The sequence below is a fragment of the Palaeococcus sp. (in: euryarchaeotes) genome (assembly GCF_053987695.1).
In genome coordinates, this window is sequence record NZ_JBMXHE010000065.1 from 21,598 (window position 1) to 33,004 (window position 11,407).

The 11,407-nt window shown below is 43.5% G+C and carries 16 protein-coding genes; 12 read left to right on the forward strand and 4 right to left on the reverse strand.

All coding sequences use genetic code 11. The features are described from left to right. Positions 1-24: 24 nt before the first annotated feature. Both ACXJGZ_RS05740 and ACXJGZ_RS05745 read left to right on the forward strand, forming a co-directional pair. On the forward strand, positions 25-1,053 hold the full coding sequence (locus tag ACXJGZ_RS05740; RefSeq protein ID WP_456321995.1) for an L-threonylcarbamoyladenylate synthase: 1,029 nt from the start codon (positions 25-27) through the stop codon (positions 1,051-1,053). Positions 1,054-1,120: 67 nt separating this feature from the next. Then, complete coding sequence (locus ACXJGZ_RS05745) at positions 1,121-2,311, forward strand: hypothetical protein (RefSeq protein WP_456398557.1); 1,191 nt, start codon at positions 1,121-1,123, stop codon at positions 2,309-2,311. On the opposite strand, the gene ACXJGZ_RS05750 is transcribed toward ACXJGZ_RS05745, so the two are convergent. Beyond that, positions 2,276-2,476: a hypothetical protein gene (locus tag ACXJGZ_RS05750; protein WP_293252629.1), complete on the reverse strand. Its 201-nt coding sequence runs from the start codon at positions 2,474-2,476 to the stop codon at positions 2,276-2,278. The two genes, ACXJGZ_RS05745 and ACXJGZ_RS05750, sit on opposite strands and share 36 nt — an antisense overlap. A 213-nt stretch (positions 2,477-2,689) precedes the next feature. On the opposite strand from ACXJGZ_RS05750, the gene ACXJGZ_RS05755 reads away from it, so the two are divergent. Next, positions 2,690-3,016: a PadR family transcriptional regulator gene (locus ACXJGZ_RS05755; protein ID WP_293252626.1), complete on the forward strand. Its 327-nt coding sequence runs from the start codon at positions 2,690-2,692 to the stop codon at positions 3,014-3,016. A gap of 1 nt (position 3,017) precedes the next feature. Here the strand turns inward: ACXJGZ_RS05755 and ACXJGZ_RS05760 are convergent, their stop codons facing one another. Beyond that, positions 3,018-3,173 carry a 50S ribosomal protein L40e gene (locus ACXJGZ_RS05760; RefSeq protein WP_293252623.1) on the reverse strand — a complete coding sequence of 52 codons (156 nt, stop codon included), beginning with the start codon at positions 3,171-3,173 and terminating at the stop codon, positions 3,018-3,020. Positions 3,174-3,282: 109 nt separating this feature from the next. On the opposite strand from ACXJGZ_RS05760, the gene dapA reads away from it, so the two are divergent. The 8 genes from dapA (at position 3,283) to ACXJGZ_RS05800 (ending at position 9,024) form a co-directional block, all read left to right on the forward strand. Next, positions 3,283-4,173 carry a 4-hydroxy-tetrahydrodipicolinate synthase gene (dapA, locus tag ACXJGZ_RS05765; RefSeq protein ID WP_456321993.1) on the forward strand — a complete coding sequence of 297 codons (891 nt, stop codon included), beginning with the start codon at positions 3,283-3,285 and terminating at the stop codon, positions 4,171-4,173. A 98-nt stretch (positions 4,174-4,271) separates the two neighbouring features. After that, positions 4,272-5,492 carry a bifunctional 3-hexulose-6-phosphate synthase/6-phospho-3-hexuloisomerase gene (hxlAB, locus tag ACXJGZ_RS05770; RefSeq protein WP_293252616.1) on the forward strand — a complete coding sequence of 407 codons (1,221 nt, stop codon included), beginning with the start codon at positions 4,272-4,274 and terminating at the stop codon, positions 5,490-5,492. A 10-nt stretch (positions 5,493-5,502) separates the two neighbouring features. Then, a complete protein-coding gene (locus ACXJGZ_RS05775; protein ID WP_456398561.1) occupies positions 5,503-6,267 on the forward strand; it encodes a hypothetical protein in 765 nt (254 codons plus the stop codon). Between the two features lies 1 nt (position 6,268). Next, the gene (locus ACXJGZ_RS05780; RefSeq protein ID WP_293252610.1) at positions 6,269-6,931 is read left to right on the forward strand and encodes a TIGR02253 family HAD-type hydrolase; all 663 of its coding nucleotides are present in this window, start codon (positions 6,269-6,271) and stop codon (positions 6,929-6,931) included. Further along, a complete protein-coding gene (locus tag ACXJGZ_RS05785) occupies positions 6,915-7,088 on the forward strand; it encodes a hypothetical protein (protein ID WP_293252608.1) in 174 nt (57 codons plus the stop codon). Before ACXJGZ_RS05780 ends, ACXJGZ_RS05785 begins: the two co-directional genes overlap by 17 nt. A 10-nt stretch (positions 7,089-7,098) precedes the next feature. Then, a complete protein-coding gene (locus tag ACXJGZ_RS05790; RefSeq protein ID WP_456398563.1) occupies positions 7,099-7,545 on the forward strand; it encodes a DUF2284 domain-containing protein in 447 nt (148 codons plus the stop codon). A gap of 16 nt (positions 7,546-7,561) precedes the next feature. Further along, on the forward strand, positions 7,562-8,032 hold the full coding sequence (locus ACXJGZ_RS05795) for a hypothetical protein (protein WP_293252603.1): 471 nt from the start codon (positions 7,562-7,564) through the stop codon (positions 8,030-8,032). Continuing rightward, positions 8,029-9,024, forward strand: coding sequence for a PIN domain-containing protein (locus tag ACXJGZ_RS05800; protein ID WP_456398565.1), 996 nt, complete (start codon positions 8,029-8,031; stop codon positions 9,022-9,024). Before ACXJGZ_RS05795 ends, ACXJGZ_RS05800 begins: the two co-directional genes overlap by 4 nt. Here ACXJGZ_RS05800 and ACXJGZ_RS05805 read toward each other — a convergent pair. Next, a complete protein-coding gene (locus ACXJGZ_RS05805; protein ID WP_456322000.1) occupies positions 9,014-9,772 on the reverse strand; it encodes an RAD55 family ATPase in 759 nt (252 codons plus the stop codon). The two genes, ACXJGZ_RS05800 and ACXJGZ_RS05805, sit on opposite strands and share 11 nt — an antisense overlap. 19 nt (positions 9,773-9,791) lie before the next feature. Continuing rightward, positions 9,792-10,538, reverse strand: coding sequence for an ATPase domain-containing protein (locus ACXJGZ_RS05810; protein ID WP_293252659.1), 747 nt, complete (start codon positions 10,536-10,538; stop codon positions 9,792-9,794). A gap of 340 nt (positions 10,539-10,878) precedes the next feature. On the opposite strand from ACXJGZ_RS05810, the gene ACXJGZ_RS05815 reads away from it, so the two are divergent. Continuing rightward, positions 10,879-11,407 (forward strand): nuclease/transposase family protein (locus ACXJGZ_RS05815; protein ID WP_498049465.1); only part of this gene is annotated, 529 nt, incomplete at its 3' end.

Sequence of the window (11,407 nt, forward strand, 5' to 3'; positions counted from 1 at the left end):
AAATAAACCTTGCGAGGTGAGGGAATGACGATAGTTATCAACATGCGAGAGGGAGTCGATAGAAGAAAAATTAAGGTAGCTGCGAGGTTCATTGAGGAGGGAAAACTCGTCGCATTCCCCACTGAGACAGTCTATGGCTTAGGAGCTAATGCACTTGATAGGAATGCGGTGCTCGGCATATTTAGTGCCAAGGGGAGACCTGCTGATAATCCCCTCATTATTCACATATCCGATTTTGAGCAGATTTATGCACTTGCAGAGGATGTTCCAAAAGAAGCCGAGATTTTAGCTAAGCACTTCTGGCCGGGTCCCCTCACAATGGTTCTCCCAAAAAGGGAGAACGTCCCAAAGGAGACCACGGGAGGTCTTGAAAGTGTTGCAATTAGAATGCCCGCCCATGAAATCGCCCTCTCTTTGATAAGGGAGAGCAGACTGCCGATAGCAGCCCCCTCTGCAAATATAAGTGGAAAACCGAGCCCAACTCTAGCCGAGCATGTTGTAGACGACTTTTACGGAAAGATAGAATGTATAATTGATGGTGGGGAGACCAAAATAGGTGTTGAGAGCACTGTTCTTGATTTAACGACATGGCCACCCTTGCTTTTAAGGCCCGGAGGCTTGCCCTTGGAGAAAATAGAGGAAGTCATCGGAGAAGTACAAATTCATCCTGCCGTTAGGGGGAAAGAGGTTGACCTTGCAAAGGCGCCCGGGATGAAGTACAAACACTACTCGCCGAATGCTGAGGTTATAATAGTGGAGGGCAAAAAAGAGAGGGTAAAGGAGAGAATGAAGGAGCTTGTGAATGAATTCAAGGAGAGAGGGATTAAAGTTGGAGTTATGGCAACAGGGGAGTTCTATGAAGCTGATGAGTGCTTCAATCTGGGTGAAAGTGAGGAAGAAATTGCGAAGAATATGTTCAGAGCTTTGAGAGAGCTTGATAAGAGGGGTGTCGACGTAATACTGGCGGAGGGTGTGGAAGAAAGGGGTTTGGGGCTGGCAATTATGAATAGACTCAGGAAAGCCGCAGGTTATAGAGTAATCAAGGCAGAATAAGGCAACACTTAAATACATGGTTGCACTTAAATTTACTTAGACTCAAGCTAGTAAGGGGTGATTAAATTTGGCGTTAGAACTGACTTCTCCAGAAGCTCCAGAAGACTTAGAATCCATAGGACGGAAGAAAATCACCCAGGGAGACCTGAAGGAAGGTGTAGGGCTCCTTATAAAAGCTGCCAAGAAATATGAGGGGCGTGGTGAGAATCTAGACGCAGCAAGAACCTACAGGCACATTGCGAGTGTACTCCTCTCCAATCCCAAGCTAAAGAATAAAGCGAGACCCTTCCTGCTAAAGGCTGCTTCTATGTATATAGATTTAATAAGCGAGGAAATTGAGAGGTTTGAAATAAATCTCTCCAGACTGGAGGATTTCTGCATCAATGTTATTGAGAGCTTTGCTCTTCTTGGGGATAGGGAGAAGCTCGAGAAATACGCCAAGGAGTTTGCGAGGATGTATGAGGAACTGGCGGAGACATATATGGATACAGACGAGATAGACTCCGCTATACTCGCCTATGAATCAGCTTATCGTTATTACAAGTTTATTGATGCTGTAGAGGATATAAAATCCGTTGCAGGACAGCTCATAGATCTATATGGTAAGATTTCAAAGGAATATCTTGACCGCAAGGCTCATGAAAAAGCCGCAGATACCTTCCTGAGAATAGCATATTTTGTCAAAGAGTTGTTTGGGTATGATGCCCATTATATGGAGATGGCAGAGACAGCTGCTAAAAACTATGAAACGGCAAGCAAGCTGGCATATGCTGAGGGAAATCTGGACAAGACCACATCAATCCTGTTAAAAGCTCAATATGCCTATCTTTTAGCAGGAAACACTGCTCGAGCCAAGCTTATAGGGATAAACCTATCGAGGATGCTGTATCAGGTTATCAATAACCTGAGATCGCATGGCAACCATGAAAGGGCTTATAAAAAGATGGTTGAGCTGGCACAGGCAATACTGGGCCTTGGCAAGTTGAATGAAGCCATAAGAATCTACAAAAATACTATGGAGGAAGAGCCGAAAATTGGATACAAACTTGAAATGAGGCTGGCTCTCCTCAAATATCTTGTAGCCGAGAAGAAAGATGCACATCTCTTGGAAAATGTTGAGCAGGTGGAATTTTACATCAGGAGGGGAAACCTACTAAAGGCCTTTGACATAGCCCAGAGAATAATTGAAAGACAGGAAGGATTGGAGAACTTTAAGAAAAAATTATACGAAGCAGAGGGCATCACGAGCAGCTTTTAATTTATATCTCCGTTTTCTGGTGTCGCCCAAAAGATAAATTTCTTCAACAAACCCCTTTTCCTTCAAAATTCTTAACGCGTATCTAATGGTCCTCTCAGGCATTCTGCTCTTTAGGGAGAGTTCTCTAGAAGAGAGAGCTCCAGAAGCTTCCAAAATCTCGAGCACTTTCTCTGCTGATTCTGGTAAAGCAAAGTGAATCCCTCCTCATGATATCACCATTATTTCAGAGGTTTGAACTTTTATAAATCTTCCCCTAGCGGCAATTATATCGGGACAAAATTTTATGACCAAAAAATGTTTAAGGAACATAAACGAAAAGTATTTATGGGAGTAAAACATTTTTCCCTGCATAATATGTATCATTGAAGGTGATATAGAATGACGAGCCCGATGGAAAGGCTTAAGGAAAAACTGACAAAGGAAGTTTTGTGGATATACATATTGAGCTTGCTCAAGGAGAGACCCATGTACGCATACGAGCTTAAGAATAAGATAAGGGAAAAATTTAATTTTGAGCCAGCTACGGTAAGTTCATATGTGGTTCTTTACAAGCTTGAAAAGGGGGGATATGTAAGTTCAGAATGGCAGGAAAGCGAAACAGGAAAACCCTCCAGGAAGTATTATGAACTTACAGAAGAGGGTAAAAAGCTTTTGGAAGAAGGAATAAAGTTTATAGAGGACATGACCAAAAATCTCAGGGGCTAAATCAGCGCCCAGCTCCTCTAGGTTCCTTTGCTTTTGGTCTCAATCCCTTGTATCCACACTTTCTGCATTTCTTTGCCTTCCACGGATTTACCGCACCGCACCTCAAGCATACGTACTTCTTAAAGAGCCTTGCCTCAGCTTCTGGAAATCTAGCCATTACAATCCCTCCGTGATCTTAACCTATGCACTCTTTGGCCCATCCATTTTTAAACTTTATGCATAAGGAATCAAAAAAGCTTTAACTCAAAAATACGTTTCATTATCTGGTGTTGCTTTTGATTGAGGGTATACTGGTTCCTCACATTACCCCCTTTGATGATGAAGAGGATATTGATGGCGATGCCCTCAGAGAGATTGTTGACTATTTTATCGAGGGGGGAGTTCATGGTCTGGTCACACTGGGGAGCAATGGTGAGTTTCCCTACTTAAATCGTGAAGAAAAGGAGAAAGTTTTGAGAATCGTCGTTGATCAGGTAAATGGAAGGGTTCCTGTCATAGGAGGCACTGCTTGTCCATCCACGAGGGAGACCATGAGTCTGACGAGGGAAGCGTGGGACATTGGAGTCGATGCCGTTATAATAGCTCCACCCTACTACTTCAAGCCCTCCCCAAAAGAACTCTACTACCACTACGCTTCAATCATTGAGTCCACGGATGTTCCTCTGATAATTTATAATGTTCCGAAATTTACGGGCTATAACATGCCCATTGATGTCATTGAACGGCTTACCGATGAGTATTCTCAAATAATAGGGATAAAGGATTCAAGCGGTTTAATCTCGAGAGTAGGGGAGCTGATAAGGCTTCTTGGAGACAAGATAAGCATCTTGGCTGGAACGGGTGATCTGATCTATCCATCCCTCGTCCTAGGTGCCCATGGGGCTGTAGTTGCGATAGCAAATGTGGCACCTCGATTATGCGTGGAGCTATACAACGCTTTTAGAGAAATGAAGTATGAGAGGGCGAGGAAGATCCAGATAAAGCTCAACCATCTAAACGAAGTTCTAATAAAGAAGCACAATCAGCTGAGTGCAATAAAAGAAGCTATGAATATTCTTGGACTAAATGTGGGTTTTCCCAGAAGGCCCATGCTCCCTCTGAGTGAGGAAGGTCTCAGGGATGTCGAAATTGTCCTCGAGGATGTTGGATTGATTTGATTGCCTCAAACATGTCTATTTTTAATACACATTTGGATAGTTAAAGTTAAAAATTAAGTGGGTGAGTTGCTAATGACAGCATTTTGGGAGGACTCAAGATGATTTTGCAGGTTGCACTGGATTTAACAGATATTGAACAAGCTATGTCAATAGCGGAGAAAGCCGCTCGAGGAGGAGCGCATTGGCTTGAAGTGGGAACTCCTTTGGTGAAAACTGAGGGCATAAGAGCAGTCGAACTCATGAAGAGGCGCTTTCCGGATAGAAAAATTGTGGCTGATTTGAAGACCATGGATACGGGAGCACTGGAAGTTGAAATTGCAGCTCGTCACGGGGCGGATGTTGTTTCTATTCTAGCCGTCGCAGATGATAGAACGATAAAAGACGCAGTTAAAGTTGCAAGACGCTATGGTGTTAAGGTGATGGTTGATTTAATCGGGGTGAAAGACAAAGTTAAGAGAGCCAAAGAACTTGAAAAGATGGGCGTTGATTACATTTTAGTCCATACAGGAATTGATGAGCAGGTTCAAGGAAAATCTCCTTTAGCAGACCTTGAGAAGGTTATAAAAAGCGTTAAAGTGCCTGTTGCAGTTGCAGGGGGATTAAACCTCGAAACGATTCCAAAGGTTGTTGAGCTTGGCGCTACAATAATAATAGTTGGAGGAGCAATTACAAAGGCCGAAAACCCCGAAGGAGTTACCAGAAAAATAATAGATCTCTTCTGGGGAGAGTATATGATGACGATTAGGAAGGCAATGAAGGACATACTGGAGCACATAAACGAGGTCTCAGATGCACTGAAACTCGAAGAGGTTCGGGGAATGATAGATGCAATGATTGGTGCAAACAAAATCTTCATTTACGGTGCAGGAAGGAGCGGACTTGTTGGCAAGGCATTTGGAATGAGGCTGATGCACCTTGATTTCAACGTTTATGTGGTTGGTGAAACCATAACCCCGGCATTTGGAGAGGGTGATTTGCTCATAGCTATCAGCGGAAGTGGTGAGACGAAGAGCATTGTAGATGCCGCATATATAGCAAAGGAACAGGGCGGGAAAGTTGTCGGAATAACATCCTATAGGGAATCCTCTCTGGGTAAAATTGCGGATGTTGTGGTTACAATCCCTGGAAGAGCAAAGACAGATGTTCCAACGGATTACATCGCAAGACAGATGCTTACGGAGTACAAGTGGATAGCCCCAATGGGAACGCTCTTTGAGGACTCCACCATGATATTTCTGGATGGAATAATCGCGCTCCTCATGGCAACATTCCAGAAAACCGAAAAGGATATGAAGAGAAAGCACGCTACCTTAGAGTAGGGGATTTTCAATGGAAGTTTCTTTCCCTTTTAACCATATTTTCATTGGCATAGGTAACAATGGCTCCCTCATAGTGAGGAACATAGGGATAGAATCATCGAAGAGGGTTATTATTGACACCTCGGATTACCTGCTCAATAAGAGAGTCTTTGTTGATGAAATCGAGGGTTTCTTCAAGAATGTGGAGCGGAACTCAATTGTCTGGATGATATTTGAAAGGAAGCCAACGAACATCGAAATAGCCAAACTGATTGACTTTTATCTTCCCGGAGACGTTATGAGGCTTGCTTATGTTCTAACGCCGTACATTGAGCTCGTCAACACAAAAAAACCCAAATGGGCGGAAAATTTTGAAACTGTCTTTTATGACTCCCTCTGGGAAGTCTTAAGTGAATACAAAGAGGTCTCACTGAAGGATGCATTCAACAGAGCCGGGATGAGTATAGGGGAAATGTTCACAAAGCTCTATGAATATCTGGAGAATAACATGCTCGTCAATGTGGATTATGCTGACTTCTTTGCCATGATTAAAGGGGGGAATGTCGGGATAATACGCCTTATACGGGACATAGACTTCACATGGCACTGGGGTATATGGGACAGAGGGTTAATAAATATAATGGCGGGAAGGAGGGTTCCTCTGAGCCATGCCCACAGGATATTGAACCACTTCCAGGACATCCTTGGGGAAAAGGATATAATATGGGGAGTCCAGATAAAGGAGGATGCTGAGGAGGAAGTTGAGGTTCTGGCTCTGCTGATAAAGAGGTGGTGAGATGAAGGCCGTTTTCTTTGACATAGATGAAACCCTCCTATCCGAAAAGCCCTTAATAATGCTGTTTCTCCCCCAGGTTTACACACAGATTGCGAAAAAGCTTGGAATATCCAAGGATAGGGCAAGAGAGCTCTTTTTAAATGAAATTATGGGGAGGAAGGAAACATATGAGTGGCACGACTGGAACTTCTTTTTCAAGCTCTTTAATCTTGATTTAAATTATGAGGACCTCCTAAGAACGTACCCCCATAAGCTCGAGGTTTTCCCCGACTCAAAACCCGCGCTGGAATGGCTTAAGGATAATGGTTACATTTTGGGGGTTATAACGAGCGGTCCCGAATATCAGAGGCTCAAGCTCAGGCTCACAAAGCTCGACAAATACTTTGATGTTGTCATTACGAGGGAGGATGTGAATGCCATAAAGCCTGAACCGAAGATATTCTTCCATGCTCTTGAAGAGGCAGGAGTCGAGCCCAGGGATGCCGTCATGGTGGGAGACAGCCTTCAGCAGGATGTATTTGGGGCTAAAAATGTTGGAATGACTGGAATCTGGATCAACAGGAGGAGTGAGGACGACTACTATTTTGCCGATTATAAAATAAGAAGTCTGTATGAGCTCATGACGATCCTGAGGAGGGAGGAAAGAGATGAAGGTCATATTTGATGGGGAAGGAATTTTTGTTGAGTATGAGGAGAAGACTGTGAAGGTTGGAAACGATAAACTCATCCATAAAAAGGAGAGCTATACAAGGCTATGGTGGAAGCTTAAGGAGGCGGTCAAAGGCAAAAAGGTCAGGATAGTTGTTTATGAGATTGAATAGCGGTGATTCAATGAGGGTCATCTATGAGAAAGAAATAGATGCGGGGAGCATTGTTATCTCTCCCAGACCCGTATGGAAGTGTAGGGCGTGTCCCATGTACGGTAAAAATCCTTCATGTCCTCCCCATGCCCCTTCATGGATGGAGGCAAGGGAATGGATTTCCCACTTCACCAGAGCCCTTTTGATAAAATTTGAAATCGACTATGAGAATTTTGAGAGGGAGAAGAGGGAAGTTCTCCGATATCTCCTTAAAAAGGAGGAATCAGGTCCCTATGCCATGGCTCTTTTTCCCGGAAACTGCAATCTCTGCGATGAGTGCGAATTCACGAAGAGCGGGAAATGTGTGATGCCAACAAAAGTTCGCCCTTCCATAAACGCCATAGGTGTTGAGATTTCAAAGCTTGTAAAAATTGATTTTGAAGAAAGCGTTTTGTATGGGTTGGTACTAATAGATTGAGTGTGAGTGTGGTATCATGAAGGCTTATGTTACAATGCTGGGCCGCTCTACTTGGGCAATGATAAACGCATATTATGCTATTGTAATGCACAAAAAGTATTATCCCGATGAGATTTACATTTTTCTTGAAGATATATACGCGGAAAAGATTCCAAAAGCCGTTGGTGCCTTGAAAATAATTTCCAGGGCTTTCGGCTTTGAACCTAAGATAAACTGGTTCATTGTCGAAGAGGCAAACTTCGTTGACGCCGATAAGAAGATAGGGAAGCTTTTGAAAGAGCTCAAAGAAAAAGGTTTCGAAATTGCAATAGAGATAACTTCAGGAAGGAAAGCAGTCGTTGCGGGAGCGCTCATCCACGGTATCCCCCTAAATGTGGATCACGTCTTTTATCTTGCGATAAGGAGCATGGAATATGCAAACCGGCCCTACATGATGATACCCCTTCACGTTCAGATTCTTAGGGATTTTGTGGGTGATAGAGAATGAGGGAGCTCATTATAAACAAGCCCGAGCTTCAGATATACATAAACCTGATTCAAAATGCAGATATAACCGTAAGCTATCCCCTCTATAATCTTCCTCTCCTGAGCGCTAGAGTCCATGATCAGGGCTACAGAATTGATGTTCTGGCTAGAGAAAGGGATTTCAGGGAGTTCTTAAAAGATAAAAGGGAGTTTCTTGATGAACTTCCAACTTACAGGGATTTCAAAGAATGTTTCTTAGCTTCCAGCATAATCTGTTATTCAAATGTTGAGGATTTTTTGAAAAAGCTGGAGCTTTATAACGAACTAACCAAAGGTGTTGTGTTTTCTCCCGACACAAATGTGCTCTACCACCGGTTCATCTCCCACTTCAAGCCCCTTGGAAACTATGGCATGATAATAGTGGATCTGGTGAAGAGGGAGATAGAAAATTCCATGAACTTCAAATACCATCCTGCCGACATAAGAGCTCTCAAAAGGATTCTCCACCATGGTGAGCTCCTAGACGAGCTCCACAACAAGAGGAAGAAAAAGTCAAGAAAGGCTGCATATATTGCCCTTAGGGAATTTGAGAAGCTCAAGGACAGGGCAATTGAGGTTGAGTCCATAAAAGAGGAGACGAGGACCAACGATGAGCTGATAGTTAAGACACTCAAAAGGGTTGACAGGGAGAATGCTCCTCTAACCGTTCTTTTAACCGCCGATATAGCCATGACGGACATAGCGGAGCTTGAAGGGGTGGAATACTTTCTTTTTGAATATCCTCACGGAGATATGGGAGAAGTTTTCGCCACTCCTTACCAGTTTAGATCCCTCCTCTTCAACCTGGCAGCAGTTTTTGGAGTAATTCAGGTGAATAGGGCTTACATCTTTGGAGAGTTCGGGGGAAAGTCAAAACTCAACGAACTCAAAATAGCCCTCAGGGGAAGATATGAAGAGATGAAGTTCCACTTGGCAATATGCAGGGAAATTGAAAAACTTGAGATCAAACGGTAGGCGGGAATTCGAGCCTTATGCCCGAAGAGGAAATCTCATAGGGCACCCATGACAGGGTGTGGTTCGTCCTCTTCATTCCATAGACCCTTAGGTATCTCCTCAAAGTTTTGCTCTCCTCCATGAGTCTGAGCTCGATTATACCATCGACTATCGCCTTAACCGTGGTTTCAACATGCGGAGGCTGTATACCGGAATTCATCTCGAGTATCCACACCTGCTTGTATCTATGAGCGATATCCTTCAGATCCTCGAGGAACTTGTATATCCACTTAACTTCGGACTCGAAGAAGAGAGGCGTTAAAGAACTTATGAAGCCCGTTATGAGGGGTGCATTTCCCCTTTGAATAATCTTTAGGCTCATATCCTTGATAACGGTTATCATCTGGGTCATGTCGGCAACATCCGTAATTGTAGTCTCCTCGAAGGCAAACTTTGGCTGTCCGCTTATTCTTGTGGTGTATGCATCGATGATGAAGAACTTATCATCGAGGTAGGGGGTGAAGTTCCATTTGAAGTCTAGACTATTGCTCAGGAACTCGTATTTTGAAACGTCCGTAAAAATCCCTATAACGGGAATGCCATACTTGACCTGATTGTAAGCGAACTGGCTTATAAAAGTCGTTTTGCCAGCTTTTGGATCTCCAATGAGAAGAATAACACTGCCCTTGGGTATTCCACCAGAAATTAAGTTATCGATCAAGCCTGTGGAAACACGAGTAACCTCCTTTTCGATGCTGTTGTTCACCATCAATGCCCTCACCGTAGCTCTAGTATATTTCTCCGCTCGGGTAGACAACTATTCCTCTGGCTGTAATTTCAAAGGGGTATTTCCTCATTGAATGCTTTGTTTCACGCATCTTTCTGATTAAAAGATAGCGTTTTAGCTCTATGTTCCTCTCCTGCAGATCTAGGAGCACCAGTCCCCTGGAAATATACTCTTCTATCCCATATCTACTTATTCTACCCGCTTTTGGATCAGGGGCCTCGGTGGTTAGGATCGTGGTTACCCCCATCTCCAAAAGAATCGTGTTGAGCTTTAGGAGAACTTCCCTGATCTTCCTCTCATCCTCGAGTCTGAATGCCAGGGAGGGTATTGAGTCTATAACGAGCCTTTTGGCGTCTATAGCCTTAACAACTCTATATATGTACCTCAGGAAGTTGTCGATATTAAAGCTCTCTTCAAGGGCAAACTTCTCCTCCGATGGAAGACCAACCGTGGAACTTACCCCATCGATTATAGCCATCATTTTCTGATTTTCCAGCGCCTGAATATCCCATCCGAAGGTTTTAACCTCTCTCCTCAGGTCTTTAGCTCTCTCCTCAAGAGAAACAAAAACTCCAGGTTCTTTATACTCCTCTGCCCCTTTATATATGAACTGGAGACCGAATGTTGTTTTTCCGGTTCCCGTTCCACCCGCAACAAGAACCGTTGTATTCTCGGGAAAACCCCCTTGGATGAGATCATCAAACCCGGGGATTCCACTTTTTATCCTTTTCATCTCATGCTTAATCATAACTATCACCGTGCTCCTAATTTATGAGCTTTCATTACACTAATTTAGTTCTTAGCATTCTACCATTATAAAATTTTTGGAAGAATAACTTACAATCCTTAAAATTTCTGTGAAGATATCCTCAATTCGTGGCGGATTATTCAAAGCCTCTGGAAAGGGTTAAAACGTATGGCATGAGGGGGAACAAGCATTTTAAACTTTTCTTTGGATAAATTGTAGGGTGGGTTGATATTGCTTTCTCTTTTCAAGCCTCGGGGCGGGGTACGAAACACTACCCAATTAGCCCTTAACCAAGAAAGCAAAACCATTTTAAAGCCTAAAAATCATACCATGCTTTGAAATGAAACGGACAGTAACCCTAAAACTCCAGCCTTCAAAGGTTCAAGAGAAAATCCTCTTCGAGTTAGCCCAAGCTATGGCAGTAATCTGGAACAGACTCAACTACCAGAGGCTTAAACAATTCAAAAAATTCGGGAAAATAAACTTCGCAACAACCGAGAAAGAAGCTTATTACACCTTCAAAAACTGGATTGGAGGCTCAACAGTCCAGCAATTAGCCAGGAAAAACGCTGAAAGCTGGCGGAGCTTCTTCACCCTCAACAAAAAGAAAAAGGCTGGGGAATTACCCGGATGGTTCAAGCCAAGACCGCCGAAATTCGTCAGAGAAAAACACGGGAGGAAGATCTTCATCATCCCCCTGCGGAACGATCAGTACAGGATTGAGGGCAATATTATCGAGCTGAGGCGCCTCGGAAAATTTGGACGGTTGAGAATCCAGTTCGAGGGTAGAATACACTTGAAGGGTAGGCAAGGGCGGTTAGAGATTATCTACGATGAGGTTAAACGCAAGTGGTACGCTCACGTCAGTT

What these genes read in the sequence shown, in the direction of transcription:
- ACXJGZ_RS05740 (WP_456321995.1), top strand. Translation starts at nt 25, where the DNA reads ATGACGATAGTTATCAACATGCGAGAGGGAGTCGATAGAAGAAAAATT.
- ACXJGZ_RS05755 (WP_293252626.1), top strand. Translation starts at nt 2,690, where the DNA reads ATGACGAGCCCGATGGAAAGGCTTAAGGAAAAACTGACAAAGGAAGTT.
- ACXJGZ_RS05760 (WP_293252623.1), bottom strand. Translation starts at nt 3,173, where the DNA reads ATGGCTAGATTTCCAGAAGCTGAGGCAAGGCTCTTTAAGAAGTACGTA.
- hxlAB (WP_293252616.1), top strand. Translation starts at nt 4,272, where the DNA reads ATGATTTTGCAGGTTGCACTGGATTTAACAGATATTGAACAAGCTATG.
- ACXJGZ_RS05775 (WP_456398561.1), top strand. Translation starts at nt 5,503, where the DNA reads ATGGAAGTTTCTTTCCCTTTTAACCATATTTTCATTGGCATAGGTAAC.
- ACXJGZ_RS05780 (WP_293252610.1), top strand. Translation starts at nt 6,269, where the DNA reads ATGAAGGCCGTTTTCTTTGACATAGATGAAACCCTCCTATCCGAAAAG.
- ACXJGZ_RS05785 (WP_293252608.1), top strand. Translation starts at nt 6,915, where the DNA reads ATGAAGGTCATATTTGATGGGGAAGGAATTTTTGTTGAGTATGAGGAG.
- ACXJGZ_RS05790 (WP_456398563.1), top strand. Translation starts at nt 7,099, where the DNA reads ATGAGGGTCATCTATGAGAAAGAAATAGATGCGGGGAGCATTGTTATC.
- ACXJGZ_RS05795 (WP_293252603.1), top strand. Translation starts at nt 7,562, where the DNA reads ATGAAGGCTTATGTTACAATGCTGGGCCGCTCTACTTGGGCAATGATA.
- ACXJGZ_RS05800 (WP_456398565.1), top strand. Translation starts at nt 8,029, where the DNA reads ATGAGGGAGCTCATTATAAACAAGCCCGAGCTTCAGATATACATAAAC.
- ACXJGZ_RS05805 (WP_456322000.1), bottom strand. Translation starts at nt 9,772, where the DNA reads ATGGTGAACAACAGCATCGAAAAGGAGGTTACTCGTGTTTCCACAGGC.
- ACXJGZ_RS05810 (WP_293252659.1), bottom strand. Translation starts at nt 10,538, where the DNA reads ATGATTAAGCATGAGATGAAAAGGATAAAAAGTGGAATCCCCGGGTTT.